The sequence below is a fragment of the Pseudomonas sp. TCU-HL1 genome (assembly GCF_001708505.1).
Taxonomy (GTDB): Bacteria; Pseudomonadota; Gammaproteobacteria; order Pseudomonadales; family Pseudomonadaceae; genus Metapseudomonas.
In genome coordinates this window covers 5,967,842-5,985,548 of record NZ_CP015992.1, presented here as the reverse complement: position 1 = coordinate 5,985,548, position 17,707 = coordinate 5,967,842, and the positions used below count along the sequence as shown (strand labels likewise).

At 63.7% G+C, this 17,707-nt stretch carries 17 protein-coding genes and 1 other RNA gene; 10 read left to right on the top strand and 8 right to left on the bottom strand.

Annotated elements, in window-relative coordinates; translation table 11 throughout:
• The first annotated feature begins 4 nt into the window (after window positions 1–4).
• Window positions 5–2,239 carry a polyphosphate kinase 1 gene (gene ppk1 / locus THL1_RS27330; RefSeq protein WP_069086169.1) on the top strand — a complete coding sequence of 745 codons (2,235 nt, stop codon included), beginning with the start codon at window positions 5–7 and terminating at the stop codon, window positions 2,237–2,239.
• A gap of 57 nt (window positions 2,240–2,296) precedes the next feature.
• Here the strand turns inward: ppk1 and ppx are convergent, their stop codons facing one another.
• Complete coding sequence (ppx, locus tag THL1_RS27325; protein WP_069086168.1) at window positions 2,297–3,799, bottom strand: exopolyphosphatase; 1,503 nt, start codon at window positions 3,797–3,799, stop codon at window positions 2,297–2,299.
• A gap of 327 nt (window positions 3,800–4,126) precedes the next feature.
• On the opposite strand from ppx, the gene trxA reads away from it, so the two are divergent.
• The 5 genes from trxA to THL1_RS27300 all read left to right on the top strand — a co-directional run bounded on the left by trxA (window position 4,127) and on the right by THL1_RS27300 (window position 9,859).
• Window positions 4,127–4,453 (top strand): thioredoxin TrxA, encoded by a 327-nt coding sequence (gene trxA, locus THL1_RS27320; RefSeq protein ID WP_003457525.1) that lies wholly within the window; start codon window positions 4,127–4,129, stop codon window positions 4,451–4,453.
• A 264-nt stretch (window positions 4,454–4,717) separates the two neighbouring features.
• Window positions 4,718–5,977, top strand: coding sequence for a transcription termination factor Rho (gene rho / locus THL1_RS27315; RefSeq protein ID WP_069086167.1), 1,260 nt, complete (start codon window positions 4,718–4,720; stop codon window positions 5,975–5,977).
• Between the two features lie 130 nt (window positions 5,978–6,107).
• A complete protein-coding gene (gene ubiD, locus THL1_RS27310) occupies window positions 6,108–7,574 on the top strand; it encodes a 4-hydroxy-3-polyprenylbenzoate decarboxylase (RefSeq protein ID WP_069086166.1) in 1,467 nt (488 codons plus the stop codon).
• Window positions 7,574–8,542 (top strand): CDP-6-deoxy-delta-3,4-glucoseen reductase, encoded by a 969-nt coding sequence (locus tag THL1_RS27305; RefSeq protein ID WP_069086165.1) that lies wholly within the window; start codon window positions 7,574–7,576, stop codon window positions 8,540–8,542. Before ubiD ends, THL1_RS27305 begins: the two co-directional genes overlap by 1 nt.
• Before the next feature lie 342 nt (window positions 8,543–8,884).
• Window positions 8,885–9,859 (top strand): IS110 family transposase, encoded by a 975-nt coding sequence (locus THL1_RS27300; protein ID WP_069081544.1) that lies wholly within the window; start codon window positions 8,885–8,887, stop codon window positions 9,857–9,859.
• A 27-nt stretch (window positions 9,860–9,886) separates the two neighbouring features.
• On the opposite strand, the gene THL1_RS27295 is transcribed toward THL1_RS27300, so the two are convergent.
• A complete protein-coding gene (locus THL1_RS27295) occupies window positions 9,887–10,864 on the bottom strand; it encodes an NADPH:quinone oxidoreductase family protein (RefSeq protein WP_069086164.1) in 978 nt (325 codons plus the stop codon).
• A 166-nt stretch (window positions 10,865–11,030) separates the two neighbouring features.
• On the opposite strand from THL1_RS27295, the gene THL1_RS27290 reads away from it, so the two are divergent.
• Window positions 11,031–11,447 (top strand): flagellar basal body-associated protein FliL, encoded by a 417-nt coding sequence (locus tag THL1_RS27290; RefSeq protein ID WP_414703769.1) that lies wholly within the window; start codon window positions 11,031–11,033, stop codon window positions 11,445–11,447.
• Here the strand turns inward: THL1_RS27290 and THL1_RS27285 are convergent.
• Both THL1_RS27285 and THL1_RS27280 read right to left on the bottom strand, forming a co-directional pair.
• A complete protein-coding gene (locus tag THL1_RS27285) occupies window positions 11,438–13,282 on the bottom strand; it encodes a sensor domain-containing diguanylate cyclase (RefSeq protein ID WP_069086163.1) in 1,845 nt (614 codons plus the stop codon). The genes THL1_RS27290 and THL1_RS27285 overlap by 10 nt on opposite strands.
• A gap of 51 nt (window positions 13,283–13,333) precedes the next feature.
• Window positions 13,334–13,783, bottom strand: a complete 450-nt coding sequence (locus tag THL1_RS27280; RefSeq protein ID WP_069086162.1) for an EVE domain-containing protein — start codon at window positions 13,781–13,783, stop codon at window positions 13,334–13,336.
• Window positions 13,784–13,985: 202 nt separating this feature from the next.
• Here THL1_RS27280 and THL1_RS31065 point away from each other — a divergent pair, with 202 nt between their 5' ends.
• Window positions 13,986–14,117: a hypothetical protein gene (locus THL1_RS31065; protein WP_016495303.1), complete on the top strand. Its 132-nt coding sequence runs from the start codon at window positions 13,986–13,988 to the stop codon at window positions 14,115–14,117.
• A gap of 40 nt (window positions 14,118–14,157) precedes the next feature.
• On the opposite strand, the gene THL1_RS27275 is transcribed toward THL1_RS31065, so the two are convergent.
• The 4 genes from THL1_RS27275 to THL1_RS27260 all read right to left on the bottom strand — a co-directional run bounded on the left by THL1_RS27275 (window position 14,158) and on the right by THL1_RS27260 (window position 15,571).
• Window positions 14,158–14,763, bottom strand: a complete 606-nt coding sequence (locus THL1_RS27275) for a 5-formyltetrahydrofolate cyclo-ligase (RefSeq protein ID WP_069086161.1) — start codon at window positions 14,761–14,763, stop codon at window positions 14,158–14,160.
• 9 nt (window positions 14,764–14,772) lie between these two features.
• Window positions 14,773–14,952: non-coding RNA, 6S RNA (gene ssrS, locus THL1_RS27270), on the bottom strand.
• Window positions 14,953–15,047: 95 nt separating this feature from the next.
• Window positions 15,048–15,365: a cell division protein ZapA gene (locus THL1_RS27265; protein ID WP_069086160.1), complete on the bottom strand. Its 318-nt coding sequence runs from the start codon at window positions 15,363–15,365 to the stop codon at window positions 15,048–15,050.
• Complete coding sequence (locus THL1_RS27260; RefSeq protein ID WP_028626819.1) at window positions 15,362–15,571, bottom strand: TIGR02449 family protein; 210 nt, start codon at window positions 15,569–15,571, stop codon at window positions 15,362–15,364. Before THL1_RS27260 ends, THL1_RS27265 begins: the two co-directional genes overlap by 4 nt.
• Window positions 15,572–15,776: 205 nt before the next feature.
• On the opposite strand from THL1_RS27260, the gene THL1_RS27255 reads away from it, so the two are divergent.
• The gene (locus THL1_RS27255) at window positions 15,777–16,331 is read left to right on the top strand and encodes a YecA family protein (RefSeq protein ID WP_069086159.1); all 555 of its coding nucleotides are present in this window, start codon (window positions 15,777–15,779) and stop codon (window positions 16,329–16,331) included.
• A 40-nt stretch (window positions 16,332–16,371) separates the two neighbouring features.
• The gene (pepP, locus tag THL1_RS27250; protein ID WP_069086158.1) at window positions 16,372–17,706 is read left to right on the top strand and encodes a Xaa-Pro aminopeptidase; all 1,335 of its coding nucleotides are present in this window, start codon (window positions 16,372–16,374) and stop codon (window positions 17,704–17,706) included.
• The last annotated feature ends 1 nt before the right edge of the window (window position 17,707 follow it).

Sequence of the window (17,707 nt, the reverse complement as noted above, 5' to 3'; positions counted from 1 at the left end):
GCAGATGAACACCGAAGGACTCAACCCCAGCGCTTTGCTCGAACCCCTGAAGGAGGCCACCGACGTTCCGGTGGCCCCGCCGGCCCCCGAGGCCCCCGCCGCCGACGCGGCGCCGGCCCCGATCCCGGTCTCGGCGCCTGTGCCGGCGCCTCTGGTGCTGCCGAGCCTGGATGACAGCAGCCTGTACATCCACCGCGAACTGTCGCAGTTGCAGTTCAACATCCGCGTGCTGGAGCAGGCACTGGATGAGTCCTATCCGTTGCTCGAACGCCTGAAGTTCCTGTTGATCTTCTCCAGCAACCTCGACGAGTTCTTCGAGATTCGCGTTGCCGGCCTGAAGAAGCAGATCACCTTCGCCCGCGAACAGGCCGGCGCCGACGGCCTGCTGCCACACCAGGCGATGTCGCGAATCAGCGATCTGGTGCACGAGCAGGTCGCTCGCCAGTACAGCATCCTCAATGACATCCTGCTGCCGGAACTGGCCAAGCACCAGGTCAACTTCATTCGCCGTCGCTACTGGACCGTCAAGCTGAAGAGCTGGGTCCGTCGTTACTTCCGCGACGAGATCGCGCCGATCATCACCCCCATCGGCCTGGACCCGACGCACCCCTTCCCGCTGCTGGTGAACAAGAGCCTGAACTTCATTGTCGAGCTGGAAGGTGTGGACGCCTTCGGCCGCGACTCCGGCCTGGCGATCATTCCGGCGCCGCGCCTGCTGCCACGGGTCATCCGTGTGCCCGAGGAAATCGGCGGGCCGGGGGACAACTTCGTGTTCCTGTCCTCGATGATCCACGCCCATGCCGACGACCTGTTCCCCGGCATGAAGGTGAAGGGCTGCTACCAGTTCCGCCTCACCCGTAACGCCGACCTCTCCGTTGACACCGAAGACGTCGACGACCTTGCCCGCGCCCTGCGCGGCGAGCTGTTCTCGCGTCGCTACGGCGATGCAGTGCGCCTGGAAGTGGCCGACACTTGCCCGAAGCACCTCTCGGACTACCTGCTCAAGCAGTTCGGCCTGGCCGAGAGCGAGCTGTACCGGGTCAATGGCCCGGTGAACCTGACCCGCCTGTTCAGCATCACCGGCCTGGAAAGCCACCCGGAGTTGCAGCACCCGTCGCTTACCCCGGTGATCCCCAAACTGCTGCAGAAGGCCGAAAACCTGTTCAGTGTGGTGGGCAAGCAGGACATCCTGCTGCTGCACCCCTTCGAGTCGTTCACGCCGGTGGTGGACTTCCTGCGTCAGGCCGCCAAGGACCCCAACGTCCTGGCGATCAAGCAGACCCTGTACCGTGCGGGTGCCAACTCCGAAATCGTCGACTCCCTGGTGGAGGCCGCGCGCAACGGCAAGGAAGTCACCGCGGTGATCGAGTTGCGTGCGCGTTTCGACGAGGAATCCAACCTGCAGCTGGCGAGCCGCCTGCAGCAGGCTGGCGCCGTGGTGATCTACGGCGTGGTGGGCTTCAAGACCCACGCGAAGATGATGCTGATCCTGCGTCGCGAAAACGGCGAGCTGCGTCGCTATGCGCACCTGGGTACCGGCAACTACCACGCCGGCAACGCGCGCCTGTACACCGACTACAGCATGCTGACCGCCGACGACGCGCTTTGCGAAGACTTGCACAAGCTGTTCAACCAGTTGATCGGCATGGGCAAGACCCTGCGTATGAAGAAGCTGTTGCACGCGCCCTTCACCCTGAAGAAGACGCTGCTCGACATGATCGCCCGCGAGGCCCTGCACGCCAGCGAAGGCAAACCCGCGCACATCATGGTCAAGGTCAACGCGCTGACCGATCCCAAGGTCATCCGGGCGCTGTACAAGGCCAGCCAGGGCGGTGTGCGCATCGATCTGGTGGTGCGTGGCATGTGCTGCCTGCGCCCGGGGATTCCCGGCGTTTCGCACAACATCCAAGTGCGCTCGATCATCGGCCGCTTCCTCGAGCACAGCCGCATCTACTACTTCCTCAACGGTGGCGACGAGAAGATGTACCTCTCCAGCGCCGACTGGATGGAGCGCAACCTCGACATGCGCGTCGAGACCTGCTTCCCGGTGGAAGGCAAGAAACTGCTGACCCGCGTGAAGAAGGAGCTGGAGGCCTATATCACCGACAACACCCAGAGCTGGGTGCTGCAGCCGGATGGGCGCTACCTGCGCAACAGCCCGAGCGGCAACCAGAACTCGCGCAATGCCCAGGCCACCCTGCTGGACAAGCTGACCAACCTGCCCGTCATCGTGCGCTGACGGTGGACATGAAAACGGGGCCTGCGGGCCCCGTTCTCATGTTTGTGCGTATTGGCTTCAGCTCACCTTCAGCACGAAATCGATGCGTTTCAGCCACTCGGCTTCCTGTTCGAAGTCCGCCTGGGTCAGCGGGTTGGCTTCCAGCCAGTCTTTCGGGAACTGCACTTCGAAGTTATTGCCGGAGGCCCGGAGCTGGACGCTGGGCATGGCCGAGGTGCCACGGATGTGGTGGAAGAGGATGGCGAAGCGCAGCAGCACGCAGAGACGTAGCAGCTTCACGCCTTCCTCGCCGAACTCGGCGAACCGGTCCTTGGGGATGTTGCGGCGGTGGCCGCGTACCAGCAGAGCGAGCATCAGCTGGTCCTGGCGGGAGAAGCCAGGCAGGTCCGAGTGCTCGATCAGGTAGGCGCCGTGCTTGTGGTACTGGTAGTGGGCGATGTCCATGCCGATCTCGTGGACGCGCGCGCTCCAGAGCAGCAGGTCGCGGTGCCAGTCATCGTCCAGCCCCCAGCTGTCGGCGACCTTTTCCAGGGCCGCCAGGGCCTTGGCCTCGACTCGAGCGGCCTGCTCCAGGTCCACATGGCAGCGTTCCATCAGCGCGCTCAGGGTGCGCTCGCGGACGTCCTCGTGGTGGTGGCGGCCGAGCAGGTCGTAGAGCACGCCTTCGCGCAGGGCGCCTTCGGAGTGGTTCATGTGCTTGAGTTCGAGTGCCTCGAAGATGGCTTCGGTGATCGCCAGGCCGGCCGGGAAGATCGGCCGGCGGTCCGGCTTGATGCCGTCGATGTCGAGCTTCTCCACGTCGCCCAGTTTGAACAGCTTGCGCTTGAGCCAGGCCAGTCCTTCCGGGTTGATTTCGCCATTGCCAAGCCCCGCGGCCTGGATCGCCAGGCCCACTGCGCGGATGGTGCCGGAGGCGCCCACGGCTTCCTGCCAACCGAGACGGCGCAGGCTGTATTCGATGCCCATCAGTTCCAGGCGCGCGGCGGTGTAGGCCTGTGCATAACGCGCCGGGGTGATCTTACCGTCGCGGAAGTAGCGCTGGGTGTAGCTCACGCAGCCCATCTGCAGGCTTTCCCGCAGTTGCGATTCGAAACGCTGGCCAATGATGAATTCGGTGCTGCCGCCGCCGATATCCGCCACCAGACGGCGGCCGGGGGTGTCCGGCAGTGTGTGGGAGACACCCAGGTAGATAAGACGTGCTTCCTCGCGGCCGGAGATGACTTCCACCGGGTGCCCGAGGACTTCCTCGGCGCGGCGGATGAACTCGGCGCGGTTATGCGCCTCGCGCAGGGCGTTGGTGCCGACGATGCGCACCGCGCCTTCCGGCAGGCCGGCAATCATCTGGGCGAAGCGGCGCAAGCAGTCGAGGCCACGCTGCATCGACTCTTCGCTCAGGTTGCGCGCTTCGTCCAGTCCAGCGGCCAGCTGCACCTTGTCGCCGAGCCGTTCCAGGATGCGGATCTCGCCGTGGTCGACCTTGGCTACCACCATGTGGAAGCTGTTCGAGCCGAGGTCGATGGCGGCGATCAGGGACGGGATTTCGACGGGCTTTTGCGGCATGGTTTCGGGTCTCGAGGCTGAACCGCGCAATCCTGCCACGGTTGCCCGGTCGAGCCAATGCGAATAGCGGTACGTTAGTACCAGTCTGGCGCGGGCGGTGAACCGGGATGTCGGGTGCGGTTTTTCTGGCGAATAGCTGGCTGAGCACACTATAGGTGGGATATGACAGGCGCGCGTCACCGGCAGGCGAATTGACGTGGCGGCGGCAATCCATCAGTTTTGCCCGGTATCGCCATAGCAAAGCTCAATTGCACTTGGCTTTCGGTCCCGGAAAAGCCGGGATATGATGGCCCCACTTTTCTGCTTCCGAACCACGGAGATTCTTCCATGAGCGAATTCATCACCAATGTCACCGATGCCAGCTTCGAGCAGGACGTGCTCAAGGCCGACGGCGCGGTGCTGGTCGACTATTGGGCCGAGTGGTGCGGTCCGTGCAAGATGATTGCCCCGGTCCTCGACGAAATCGCCAAGGACTACCAGGGCAAGCTGAAAGTCTGCAAGCTGAACATCGACGAGAACCAGGACACCCCGCCGAAGTACGGCGTGCGTGGCATCCCGACCCTGATGCTGTTCAAGAACGGCAATGTTGAGGCCACCAAGGTAGGTGCCCTGTCGAAGTCCCAGCTGGCTGCTTTCCTCGACGCGAACATCTGATTCTCGTGGCTTTCCGAGCCGCCGAAACCGCGTCAGAAGCGTCTCGAAGAGGCCCCGCAATATGCGGGGCTTTTTCATTGGGCGATACTAGACTCCCCGTTGCGCCGGTGTTACATTCGGACCGCTGCTTTTTCCTACGCAGCCCTCTACGCCGTCGCCGACGCACTCCTATTCGAATAAGCACAGCGATCCTGTCGCCTTCTCTGCGGCGCGGCCTCTAAAGCTCAACGCTTTCCCTTCTCCTTTTCTATCTACGTCATTCCTATGAATCTGACCGAACTCAAGCAAAAGCCGATTGGCGAACTTCTGGAAATGTCCGACGCCATGGGCCTGGAGAACATGGCCCGTTCGCGCAAGCAGGACATCATCTTCGCCCTGCTGAAGAAGCACGCGAAGAGCGGCGAGGAGATCTCCGGTGACGGCGTGCTGGAGATTCTCCAGGACGGCTTCGGCTTCCTGCGCTCCGCCGACTCTTCCTACCTGGCCGGCCCGGACGACATCTACGTTTCGCCCAGCCAGATCCGTCGCTTCAACCTGCGTACAGGCGACACCATAGTTGGCAAGATTCGTCCGCCCAAGGAAGGCGAGCGTTACTTCGCGCTGCTCAAGGTCGACTCCATCAACTACGACCGTCCCGAGAACGCCAAGAACAAGATCCTGTTCGAGAACCTCACTCCGCTGTTCCCCAACGAGCGCCTGAAAATGGAAGCCGGCAACGGCTCCACCGAAGACCTCACCGGCCGCGTGATCGATCTCTGTGCGCCGATCGGCAAGGGCCAGCGTGGCCTGATCGTCGCCCCGCCGAAAGCGGGCAAGACCATCATGCTGCAGAACATCGCGGCCAACATCACCCGTAACAACCCCGAGTGCCACCTGATCGTCCTGCTGATCGACGAGCGCCCGGAAGAAGTGACCGAAATGCAGCGTACCGTGCGCGGCGAAGTGGTCGCTTCCACCTTCGACGAGCCGCCGACCCGCCACGTGCAGGTTGCCGAGATGGTGATCGAGAAGGCCAAGCGCTTGGTCGAGCACAAGAAGGACGTGGTCATCCTGCTGGACTCCATCACCCGTCTGGCCCGTGCCTACAACACCGTGATCCCGAGCTCCGGCAAGGTACTGACCGGTGGTGTCGACGCCCATGCCCTGGAGAAGCCCAAGCGTTTCTTCGGCGCTGCGCGCAACATCGAGGAAGGCGGTTCGCTGACCATCCTCGCCACTGCGCTGGTCGAAACCGGCTCGAAGATGGATGAAGTCATCTACGAAGAGTTCAAGGGCACCGGCAACATGGAGCTGCCGCTGGACCGCCGCATCGCCGAGAAGCGTGTGTTCCCGGCCATCAACATCAACAAGTCCGGTACCCGCCGCGAAGAGTTGCTGACTGCCGACGACGAGCTGCAGCGCATGTGGATCTTGCGCAAGCTGCTGCACCCGATGGACGAGATCGCGGCCATCGAGTTCCTGCTCGACAAGCTGAAAGACACCAAGACCAACGACGAATTCTTCCTGTCGATGAGACGCAAGTAAGTCTTGGCTGTGCCGCAAAGGCCGGGGAAACCCGGCTTTTGCGTTTCTGTATTGGCCGTTTGTCCTTCTGAATAACCCAGTTCGGCGCTAAACTTTGCGCCCCGACCTGCACGCCCCAAGAGGCTCAAGCATGCAGTATCGCGATCTGCGCGACTTTATCAGCGGCCTGGAACAGCGCGGCGAGCTCAAACGCATCGCCACTCCGGTGTCGCCCGTGCTGGAAATGACCGAAATCTGCGACCGTACCCTGCGCAAACAGGGCCCGGCGCTGCTCTTCGAGAAGCCCACCGGCTTCGACATCCCGGTGCTCGGCAACCTCTTTGGCACCCCCGGTCGCGTGGCGCTGGGCATGGGTGCCGAGGATGTCGGCGAACTGCGCGAAATCGGCAAGCTGCTGGCCTTCCTCAAGGAACCCGAGCCGCCCAAGGGGCTGAAGGACGCCTGGTCCAAGCTGCCGATCTTCAAGAAAGTCATTGCCATGGCGCCCAAGGTGCTGAAGGACGGCCCCTGCCAGGAAGTGGTGGAAGAGGGCGATGACGTCGACCTGACGAAGTTGCCGGTGCAGACCTGTTGGCCGGGCGATGTCGCGCCGCTGATTACCTGGGGCCTGACCGTCACCCGTGGCCCCAACAAGGAGCGCCAGAACCTCGGCATCTATCGCCAGCAAGTGATCGGCCGCAACAAGGTCATCATGCGCTGGCTGAGCCACCGCGGCGGTGCGCTGGATTACCGCGAGTGGTGTGCGAAGCACCCGGGTCAGCCCTTCCCGGTGGCGGTCGCCCTGGGTGCGGACCCGGCGACCATTCTCGGCGCGGTGACGCCGGTGCCGGATACCCTTTCCGAGTACGCTTTCGCCGGCTTGCTTCGGGACAACCGCACCGAGCTGGTGAAGTGCATCGGCAGCGACCTGCAGGTTCCGGCCAGCGCGGAGATCGTCCTCGAAGGGGTGATCCACCCCGGCGAGATGGCTGACGAAGGTCCTTATGGCGACCACACCGGCTACTACAACGAAGTGGACAGCTTCCCGGTATTCACCGTGGAGCGCATCACCCGCCGACAGAAACCGATCTACCACAGCACCTACACCGGCCGGCCGCCGGATGAGCCGGCGATTCTCGGCGTGGCGTTGAACGAAGTTTTCGTGCCGATCCTGCAGAAGCAGTTCCCCGAGATCGTCGACTTCTACCTGCCGCCGGAAGGCTGCTCCTACCGCATGGCGGTGGTGACCATGAAGAAGCAGTACCCCGGCCACGCCAAGCGCGTAATGCTGGGTGTCTGGTCGTTCCTGCGACAGTTCATGTACACCAAGTTCGTCATAGTCACCGACGACGACATCAATGCGCGGGACTGGAACGATGTGATCTGGGCCGTCACCACGCGCATGGACCCCAAGCGCGACACGGTGATGATCGATAACACGCCGATCGACTACCTGGACTTCGCTTCCCCCATCTCTGGCCTTGGCTCGAAGATGGGCCTGGATGCCACCCACAAGTGGCCGGGCGAGACCAGCCGCGAATGGGGCCGGGTGATCGTCCAGGATGACGCGGTCAAACGCCGTGTCGATGAGCTGTGGTCTTCTCTGGGAATCGATTGATGCGTGTCACCCTGCAACCCTCTGGCGCGGTCATCCAGGCCGCTCCCAATGAGCGCATCCTGGACGCGGCGCGCCGGCTCGGCTACGACTGCCCACAGAGCTGCCGCAACGGCAACTGCCATGTGTGCGCAGCCCTGCTGGTGGAAGGGCGGGTGCGCCAGAACGGTGCCGAGCTGACCCAGGGTGAACTCTTCACCTGCCTGGCCGAACCACTTGAAGACTGCGTGCTGCACTGGGATGGCGTGCTGGCGCCGGGTGAGTTGCCGGTACGCAGCCTGAGCTGCCAACTCAGCGAATGCGTTGAGGTAGGGGGCGATGTCTGGCGCGTGCGCCTGCGTGCCCCGGCCGGCAAACCGCCGCGCTACCATGCCGGGCAGTACCTGCTGATCGAGCGTGAGAACGGCGAATCCTCGGCCTTCTCCATGGCTTCGGCGCCCAGTGCCGGGCGCGATATCGAACTGCACATCCTCGGCCGCGAGCCCAGTGCCCGCGCGCTCATCGAGCAGTTGCAGCACACACGCATGGCCAAGGTGCGCATGCCTTTCGGCGATACCCACCTGGCTGAGCTGCCCGACGGCCCTCTGGTACTGATCGCCGCGGGTACCGGCATGGGCCAGATCCACAGCCTGATCGAGCATTGCCGTGCCGCGGGCTTCAAGCACCCGGTGCACTTGTACTGGGGCGTACGTCAGCCGGCGGACTTCTACGAGTTGTCCCACTGGGAGGACTGGCAGCATCTGGACAACCTCTTCCTGCACAAGGTGGTCAGCGATCAGTGTGGTTGGCAGGGGCGTTGCGGTCTGCTGCATGAGGCGGTGTGCGAGGACTTCCCGGACCTCAAGTCGTTGCACGTCTACGCCAGCGGTTCGCCGGCGATGGTCTACGCCACCCTCGATGCCCTGGTGGCGGCGGGGATGGATGCCCACCAGATGCGCGCCGATGTATTCGCCTATGCGCCCAGGGCCTGAAGTCCCCGAGATGAAAAAAGCCGCCCTCGGGCGGCTTTCGCACTCTTGTAGGGTGCGCTGCGCGCACCGATGCCCCTGAACGGGGTCGGTGCGCATGGCGCACCCTTGTATCTCGACTACCACCCTCTCAAGGGGTGATAGTCCCCGACTGATCATCGGGGGAGAGCCAGGAAGCCGTGTCCACCCTTAGGCCTCGAGCCCGACCCGTAGATAGTGCCCTGGCCCTCCACACTCACTCAGATAGCTCGAACGGTATCTAGAGCCCACTTCAAGTGAGAGCTCGCATTCACAAGGCCGGGCCGGGTGCAGTGATGATCACTCTGGATGGATTGAGGAGGTTGCATGTCCAGCATCGTCGGCATTGACATTGCCAAGCACAGTTTCGATATCGCCACCCTGCAGGCCAACGGCAAGTACCGCAGCAAGGCCAAGCTGATCAACGCCGCAGAGGGCTTTCAGGTGTTGCAGGAGTGGTTGAACAAGCACAGCGAACCTGGGGCCTGGATCGTGATGGAGGCGACGGGTACCTACCACGAGGCGCTGGCTGAGCACTTTTACGCGCTGGGCTACCGGATTTGCGTGATGAATCCTGCGCAGATTGCCTATTACGCGCGAAGCCAGTTGCAACGGGTCAAGACGGATCAGGTCGACGCCAAGCTGATTGCCAGCTACGGCGAGCACCATCAAGATGAGCTGCGCGCCTGGCAACCCGAGCCTGCCGCGATCCGCCGTCTGCGTGCCCTGGTGCGGCGCCTGCAGGATCTCAAGGAGATCGAGCAGATGGAGCGCAATCGTCTGGGGGTGGCCGATGCCAGCGTGCAAGAGTCGATTCACTCAGTGCTGCAGCGTGTCGAAGAGCAGATTGCCGAGACCCTGAAAACCATCCGCGACCATATCGATGATGATCCAGACCTGCGGGGTAAACGCGATCTGCTGACCAGCATCGATGGTATCGGCGAGCAGACTGCCGCCCTGCTCCTGGCGGAACTGGGTGATCCGCTGCAGTTCGAGAGCGCGCGAGCGATCACTGCCTTTGCCGGGCTGAATCCGAAGCTACAGGATTCGGGTAAGCATAAAGGGCACGTACGCATTTCCCGTGTGGGCTCAGCGCGGCTACGCGCGGGCCTGTACATGCCGGCGATCACCTCGATGACCCACAACCCCGCGATCAATGCCCTGGCACAGCGCCTGCGCGCCCGCGGTAAGGCCGGAAAGCAGATCGTCTGCGCGGCCATGCGCAAGCTGTTGCATATCGCCTATGGCGTACTGAAATCCGGCCAGCCATTCGATGCCCAACTGGCCCTTGCCCGGGGCTAAACAAGACGGTATCTACGGGGCGAAGTATCAGCGAGCCTCGACCACCACCTTGCCTACCGCCTGGCGCGTGGCCAGGGCGTTGATGGCGTCGCTTGCGCGCTCCAGCGGGAAGGTCTGCGACACCAGGGGCTTGAGCTTGCCTTCGGCGTACCAGGCAAACAGTTGCTGGAAGTTGGCCAGGTTGTCCTGGGGCCGGCGCTGGGCGAAGGAGCCCCAGAACACACCGACCACCGACGCGCCCTTGAGCAAGGCGAGGTTGACCGGCAGCTCGGGAATCCGGCCGCTGGCGAAACCCACCACCAGCAGGCGACCGTTCCAGTTGATCGAGCGCACGGCGGCATCGAACAGGTCGCCACCCACCGGATCGTAGATCACGTCCGCGCCTTGGCCCCCGGTGAGCTCCTTGACCCGGTCCTTCAGGTTCTCTTCGCTGTAGTTGATCAGCGCATCGGCGCCGGCGGCCTTGGCCACTTCCAGCTTTTCGGCACTGCTGGCGGCGGCGATCACCCGTGCGCCCATGGCCTTGCCGATCTCGACCGCAGCCAGGCCAACGCCGCCGGAGGCGCCGAGGACCAGCAGGGTCTCGCCGGGTTGCAGGTTGGCGCGCTGCTTGAGGGCGTGCATCGAGGTGCCATAGGTCATGCCGAAGGCGGCCGCCGAGTTGAAGTCGATGCCCTTGGGAATCGGCATCACGTTATAGGACGGCACCGCCACCTGCTCGGCGAAACTGCCCCAGCCGGTCAGCGCCATCACCCGGTCGCCGGGCTTGAGGTGGCTGACCCTCTCGCCGACCGCGGCAACCACGCCGGCTGCCTCGCCACCCGGAGAGAAGGGGAAGGGCGGCTTGAACTGGTACTTGCCTTCGATGATCAGTGTGTCGGGAAAGTTGACCGCCGCCGCATGCACGTCGATCAGGATTTCGTTCTTCTTGGGCTCGGGGCTGGCGACCTCCTCCAGCACCAGGGTATCGGCGGGACCGAAGGCTTTGCACAGGACGGCTTTCATCGCGGGGCTCCTAGGCGTGGGGCAAGGGCCCCGGGCATGTGGCCTTGCAGTGTAGGTGGGGGGGCTGGCGGGTCAATCAGCATGGCTGTGCCTGATGGGTGTGCATAAACGGAGGTCTTGGGGGCGGCCGCGCCTGTGGCTATGCTAGGCGCCATTCGTGCTGAGGATGACCCTGGTGAAAAGACTGACTGCATTGCTGCTGGCCCTGACCCTTCCCCTGCTGGCCGTGGCCGAGGAACAACCCAAGGAAGGCGAGGCGCCCAAAGTCGCCTACATCGACCTGGTGCCGTCCCTGGTCGGTAACTATGGCCCTGGCCCGCGGCTGAAGTACTACAAGGCCGATATCTCCTTGCGTGTCACCGGCCCCGAGGCCGAGGAAAAGGTCACTCGCCACGAGCCGCTGATCCGCAACCAGTTGGTGATGCTTTTCTCCCAGCAGACCGATGAGACCCTGAGTTCGTCCGATTCCAAGGAGAAGCTCCGCCAGGAAGCCCTCAAACAGGTGCAGCAGGTTTTGAACAGCGAGGAGGGCCAGCCCCTGGTGGACGACCTGCTGTTCAATAACCTGATCGTTCAGCCTTGATCCTTCTCCCACAGACAGGTGCGGTTGCGGCCTTCATGCTTGGCCCGGTAGAGCGCGGCGTCGCTGCGTGACACCAGGCTGTCGGGCTGGTCCTCGCGGGCCGGGTCGGAGGTGGCGATGCCGATGCTGAGGGTCAGGCGGCCCTCCGGGCTGGTCGGATGTTCGATGGCCAGTGCCGCGATCTCCTCCATGACGCGGTCCGCCACATGCCGCGCGCCATCTTCGTCGGTGTTGGCCAGGATGATGGCGAACTCTTCGCCGCCATAACGGCAGGCCACATCGCCCTCGCGCTGCAGGCTTTGCTGAAGCGCCTGGGCCACACGGCGCAGGGCGTCGTCACCGGCCTGGTGGCCGAGCTTGTCGTTGAACGCCTTGAAGTGGTCCACGTCCAGCATCAGTAACGCCAGGGGCGCCCCAAGACGGCGCAGGCGGCGCCATTCGCCGTTCAACTGGCGGTCGAAATAGCGCCGGTTGAAGAGCCCGGTCAGGCCATCCTGCTGGGATAGCCGCTGCAGGCGTGCCTCCAGTTCGAGGCGTTCGCGGTTGTCGCGCGACACGCCGATCAGATAGTCGCGGCCATTGAGGCTTACCAGCTGGGCGCTGATTTCCGCAGCCTGCAGGCTGTCGTCGGCGCGGCGCATCTCGCGCTGAAAGATGCCCGAGTCGCCATCCTGGTTGGCCTGGCGTACCAGTTCCAGCCACGTATGAAACCCTGGAAGCAATTGCTCTGGGTCTTCCTTCAGCAGGTGGCGGAAGGCCTCGGCGCTGTAGCCGAGGCTAGCGTGCGTGGCCTGGTTCATATGCAGGATCTCGCGGTTGGCGAGGTCGAAGATGAACAGGCCGTCCTGGCTGGAGTCGGTCAGGTCGAGCACCAGTTGCAGGCGCTCGCGGCTCTCGCGCAGATCCTGCTCGGCGTGCTCGCGGTGGTTGACCTCCTCGTTCAGGCGCCGATAGCCGGTATCCAGGGCGCCGGCGCGGCGGGCATTCTCCAGCGCCAGGGCCAAGGCGGCCACCAGCAGCAGGCTGGTGAGCAGGCTGGCGCCGAGGACTACCTGCGGCAGGGGAGAGCGAAGCTGCTCCACCAGCCTGTGGGTCGGCGCGAGTTGTAGGGCGAAGTTGCTGTTGTTGAGCAGGTGCAGAGGGACGCGCTGGCTCAGGGCTTCCTGGCTTTCCGGCTGCTCTCGATGGTAGAGGGGGCGGCCGGATTCCAGCAGCAGGACGCTGAACTCGCGGTTGTCGAGGCCGGCGAGAAGCTCGTCCATCAGGGTCTCGACGCGAAACACACCCTGCAGAAAACCGTCGAACCTGCGCTCGCTCTGCTCGTCGTTGATGTAAAGCGGGGTGTAGAGCACAAAGCCGCGTCCGCCCTGGACCAGGACAAAGCTGTTGGACATCTGCGCTTCGCCAGTGGCCTTGGCTTGCATGGCGAGGTTGAAGTTGGGATGGTTGCGGGTCAGGCGAAAACCGATCGCGGCCTCGTTGCCTGTTTCCGGCAGCACCCAGCGCATGCGCAGATCGGACCCCATCCACTGGATCGACTGGTAACCGGGGAAGTGCTCCAGGGCGAAGCGGGCTTCAAGCGTCCACTCATCCCGGGGGATTCGGCCGCGATGGTTCCACAGCAGGGCCATGCGGCGCAGGCCTTCGACTTCGTCGATGAGGTTGCTTTCCAGCTCGCTGGCCAGGGCTCGCGCCTGGAAGCCGACTCGGTCGCGGATGCGCTCCTGTTGGGCGTTCTCCAACTGATTCCAGAGCAGCAGGCTGGTGCTGCACAGCGCCACGAGGAGCAGGGCGAGTGTCGTTCGGACCAGCCAGGCGGGATGAGAGTGCGGCATGGGTGCGCCCCGGAAGATTCCCCTCCCTCATAGCACAGGGCCATCCCCGACTCAACGCAGGGCGAGTATGCCGGCCCATTCTTCCCCGGTGACCGGCATCACCGACAGGCGGCTGCCTTTCTGTACCAGGGGCATGCTGGCCAGCACTGCTTGCGTGCGGAGTTGGGCGAGGGGGATGACGCGTGGGAAGGCTTCGACGAACTCCACGTCCAGGGCGCTCCAGGGATTCTTCTCGGCGCTGGCCTTGGGGTCGTGATAGTGACTTTGCGGGTCCAACGCAGTTGGGTCCGGGTAGGTTTCTCCGGCGATTCGGGCAATACCGGCGATTCCGGGTTCCGGGCAGCTGGAGTGGTAGAAGAAGAACAATTCGCCCGGCTGCATGGCGCGCATGAAGTTGCGTGCCTGGTAGTTGCGCACGCCATCCCAGCGGGCTTTACCCAGGCGCTGCAGGTCATGGATGGAAAGTTCGTCGGGTTCGGATTTCATCAGCCAGAAAGGCATGAACTTTGCTCCTGTACGCTCGTCCTTAATTGGGTACCCAAGCTTGAGCCCGGCTGTCGGCCGGTTGGCGTCACAAATTGCGTGTTCGCTCACGTTGCCGGAAAATGCCGCGCTTTAAGCTGCTGCTGCCGTTCGGTCCAACCAAAACAACGATTCGCCATCGGTCATAGCGCGAAGTTTGCCTGCAAGGGGGAGGCAATCGATGAAACGCAAGCCAGACATCCTCTGGGTATTGGTAATCATTTTCGGGCTGGGTGTGGTTACTACCGGTTACACCCAAAGCCTGTGGGAGCGTCAGAGCAACGCGCCCGTCAATCTGACCCAGCAGCCCTGATTTCACGCCGACCGGCACCGCAGGGATCGCGGTGCCGCTGTCAGTCGCCTTCGTACCAGCCCTTGTCCGTCACCGTCGCCTGCAGGGCCACGTCCCAGCTCGCGAGCTCCAGCCTGTCCACCTTCTGGCATTCGTGCGCCAGGCCCAGCAGCGTCGGTTTGCGCCATTGGTGCCGCCGTGCCAGGTAGGCCAGGCTGCGGTCGTAGAAGCCGCCGCCCATTCCCAGTCGTCCGCCGAACTCATCGAAGCCCACCAGGGGCAGCATGACCAGATCCAGTGTCCAGGCCTTGCGCTGCTGCGCCGGATTGGCGCGTGGCTCGAGGATGCGGAAGCGATTCTTCTGCAGCCGCTCTCCCGGCAGCAGGCGCTGGAATACCATCTTCTCCCGCGGCCAGGCGTTGAGTACCGGCAGATAAGCCTGCTTGCCGCGCCGCTGTGCTTCGCGCAACAGGGGGCGCGGGTCGATCTCGCCATTGGTGGGCAGATAAAGGGCAACGTGCCGGGCGCGGCGGAACAGAGGGTCCTGCGCGAGCTGGCGATAGAGGGCCTTGGCGGCGAGCTTCTGCTGAAGGGGGGTGAGTGCGCGGCGGGCCTGACGGAGCAGGCGGCGCAGGCTCTGGCGGGAGTGGGAACCAGCGCAGATCATGAAGAAAATAGACTCCCCGGTCGTGCCGCTGTCGGGTTAGCCCTTGAACCCTAAAGTTCAAGGTGGAGGTTGCAGGAGGCGTTAAGGCTTTCCGTCAGGCGGACATGCACACCGGCCTCAACTTGCAACCCCCGTGGTTGCATTTATCGGCTCAGGGACATCACCGACTGGCCAACACACCAGGGAGCTGGCGGCGAGTATACCCCAAGAACCGCTGTGGGAACTGCTGCGTGTCGGCCCGGCTGTGTCAAAAAGCGCCGAGGAGCGTCACTTTGCCGCGCCGCTCAGGCCTGGTGGCCGTCCGGGTCGGTGGCCAGGGCGACGTCGACGCGCTCCAGCAGGTCGCGTACGCGCTCGCGGGTCGAGGTCGCTTCCTGATCCAGGCGCTGCTGCTTGTGCAGCAGGTCGTGGGTGATGTTCAGGGCGGCCATTACTGCAATGCGATCGGCACCGATGACCTTCCCGCTAGAACGGATCTCGCGCATCTTGCCGTCCAGGTAGCGGGCGGCGCTTTCGAGGTTGGCGCGTTCGTCCGCAGGGCAGGCGATGCAGTATTCCTTATCAAGGATTTGGACGGTGACGGTGTTGTTGGACTGGGTCATGAATCCTGCTCCAGGGCTTTCAGGCGCGAAATCATCGCTTCGACCTTGAGCCGGGCCATTTCGTTCTTTTCGATCAGATGAGCGCGTTCTTCGCGCCAGGCCTTCTCGCTGGCAAGCAGGAGCCGGTTCTGGGCCTTGAGCTGCTCGACACGCTGGATCAGGAGCTCCAGCTTGGCTGTCAGTGCATGCAGTTCGGCGTCTTCCATGGGCTGTCTACTTGGTGGGGAATGACCGGAACTATATAGGACCGACACGGGGAAGGGTCAAACCTGCACGCACCGGCGCGAATTGTCGCACGTCCGCTAGCCGGGCTTGCTGGCAGGGCGGCCGATGCTGCCTTCACCGCGCCAGACTGCTAGGATACGAGGCCGTCATTCTAGTGATTGCGCCCTTTGGCGCCTAGCCACCCTTATGTCCAGTTCGAATTCTCCCTACAACGCTTTCGCCGCGCTTCTCGCCACCACTGGCCAGCCGGTTTCTCCCGCCGAATTGCACGGCCTGCTCCTGGGCCGCAGCTGCGCCGGTTCCGGCTTCGAGCCCGAACCCTGGCTGGAGGATGCCGCCGAGTTGCTCGGCGGTGCCCCGCAGGACAGCCTGCGCCAGGCCCTGATCGGCCTGCAGGAAATGGTCAAGAGCGAGTTGACCGGCACCGAGATGGCCGTGGTCCTGCTGTTGCCCAGCGACGACGCGCCGCTGGCCGAACGTGCCGCCGCCCTCGGGCAGTGGTGCCAGGGTTTCCTCGGTGGCTTCGGCCTGACGGCCCGTGAGGGCGCGTTGTCCGGCGAAGCGGTCGAAGTACTTCAGGACCTCGCCTCCATCGCCCAGGTGCAAAGCGCCCTGGAAGACTCCGATGACGGCGAGAGCGACTACATGGAAGTGATGGAGTACCTGCGCGTCGCGCCGCTGTTGCTTTTCGCCGAGTGCGCCAAGCCTGCCGCGCCGGCTGCCAAACCCTCGTTGCATTGAACCCGAGTGGCGGGCGCTTGCCCGCCCTGAAGGAGCGCGCATGACCCGTATCCCCAAGGCCGAGTATGCCCGCCGGCGCAAGGCGCTGATGGCGCAGATGGAAGCCAACAGCATCGCCATCCTGCCTGCCGCGCCGGTGTACATCCGCAACCGCGATGTCGAGCACGTCTATCGCCAGGACAGCGATTTCCAGTATCTCAGCGGCTTTCCCGAGCCGGAAGCGGTGCTGGTGCTGATCCCCGGCCGCGAGCACGGCGAGTACGTGCTGTTCTGCCGCGAGCGTGATCCGGAGCGTGAGCTCTGGGACGGCCTGCGTGCCGGCCAGGATGGCGCGATCAGCGCGTATGGAGCTGACGATGCTTTCCCCATCGGTGACATCGACGACATTCTCCCCGGCCTGATCGAGGGGCGCAGCCGCGTCTACTACTCCATCGGCACCAACACCGAGTTCGACCAACACCTGATGGAGTGGGTCAACACCATCCGCTCCAAGGCCCGCCAGGGTGCCCAGCCGCCCAAGGAATTCGTTGCGCTCGACCACCTGCTGCACGACATGCGCCTGTACAAGTCGGCGGCGGAAGTGAAGGTCATGCGCGAAGCCTCCGAGGTTTCCGCTCGCGCCCATGTACGCGCCATGCAGACGGCCCGCGCCGGGCTCCACGAATATCACCTGGAAGCCGAGCTGGAATACGAGTTCCGCAAGGGCGGCGCGAAGATGCCGGCTTACGGCTCGATTGTTGCCGCGGGCAAGAACGCCTGCATCCTGCACTATCGGGAAAACGACGCTCCGCTGAAAGATGGCGACCTGGTGCTGATCGACGCCGCCTGTGAGCTCGATTGCTACGCCAGCGACATCACCCGCACCTTCCCGGTCAGCGGCACCTTCAGCCCCGAGCAGAAGGCTATCTACGAGCTGGTGCTGAAATCCCAGGAAGCCGCCTTCCTTGAAATTGCCCCCGGCAAGCACTGGAACGAAGCCCATGAAGCCACCGTGCAGGTCATCACCGCCGGTCTTGTGGAGCTGGGTCTGCTGAAGGGCGATGTCGACGAGCTGATCGCCTCCGAAGCCTACAAGGCCTTCTACATGCACCGTGCCGGCCACTGGCTGGGCATGGATGTGCACGACGTTGGTGAATACAAGGTCGGCGGCGAGTGGCGCGTGCTCGAAGCGGGCATGGCGATGACCGTCGAACCGGGCATCTACATCGGTGCCGACAACCAGGACGTACCGAAGAAGTGGCGCGGTATCGGCGTGCGCATCGAGGACGACGTGGTGGTCACGAAGACCGGCTGCGAAATCCTGACCGGCGGCGTACCCAAGTCGGTGGTCGAGATCGAGGCGCTGATGGCTGCCGCACGTAGCCAGGCCGCCTGAC

Coding starts and splice junctions, on each gene's coding strand:
- ppk1 (WP_069086169.1), top strand. CDS start 5: ATGAACACCGAAGGACTCAACCCCAGCGCTTTGCTCGAACCCCTGAAG.
- ppx (WP_069086168.1), bottom strand. CDS start 3,799: ATGCCGCAAAAGCCCGTCGAAATCCCGTCCCTGATCGCCGCCATCGAC.
- trxA (WP_003457525.1), top strand. CDS start 4,127: ATGAGCGAATTCATCACCAATGTCACCGATGCCAGCTTCGAGCAGGAC.
- rho (WP_069086167.1), top strand. CDS start 4,718: ATGAATCTGACCGAACTCAAGCAAAAGCCGATTGGCGAACTTCTGGAA.
- ubiD (WP_069086166.1), top strand. CDS start 6,108: ATGCAGTATCGCGATCTGCGCGACTTTATCAGCGGCCTGGAACAGCGC.
- THL1_RS27305 (WP_069086165.1), top strand. CDS start 7,574: ATGCGTGTCACCCTGCAACCCTCTGGCGCGGTCATCCAGGCCGCTCCC.
- THL1_RS27300 (WP_069081544.1), top strand. CDS start 8,885: ATGTCCAGCATCGTCGGCATTGACATTGCCAAGCACAGTTTCGATATC.
- THL1_RS27295 (WP_069086164.1), bottom strand. CDS start 10,864: ATGAAAGCCGTCCTGTGCAAAGCCTTCGGTCCCGCCGATACCCTGGTG.
- THL1_RS27290 (WP_414703769.1), top strand. CDS start 11,031: ATGACCCTGGTGAAAAGACTGACTGCATTGCTGCTGGCCCTGACCCTT.
- THL1_RS27285 (WP_069086163.1), bottom strand. CDS start 13,282: ATGCCGCACTCTCATCCCGCCTGGCTGGTCCGAACGACACTCGCCCTG.
- THL1_RS27280 (WP_069086162.1), bottom strand. CDS start 13,783: ATGCCTTTCTGGCTGATGAAATCCGAACCCGACGAACTTTCCATCCAT.
- THL1_RS31065 (WP_016495303.1), top strand. CDS start 13,986: ATGAAACGCAAGCCAGACATCCTCTGGGTATTGGTAATCATTTTCGGG.
- THL1_RS27275 (WP_069086161.1), bottom strand. CDS start 14,763: ATGATCTGCGCTGGTTCCCACTCCCGCCAGAGCCTGCGCCGCCTGCTC.
- THL1_RS27265 (WP_069086160.1), bottom strand. CDS start 15,365: ATGACCCAGTCCAACAACACCGTCACCGTCCAAATCCTTGATAAGGAA.
- THL1_RS27260 (WP_028626819.1), bottom strand. CDS start 15,571: ATGGAAGACGCCGAACTGCATGCACTGACAGCCAAGCTGGAGCTCCTG.
- THL1_RS27255 (WP_069086159.1), top strand. CDS start 15,777: ATGTCCAGTTCGAATTCTCCCTACAACGCTTTCGCCGCGCTTCTCGCC.
- pepP (WP_069086158.1), top strand. CDS start 16,372: ATGACCCGTATCCCCAAGGCCGAGTATGCCCGCCGGCGCAAGGCGCTG.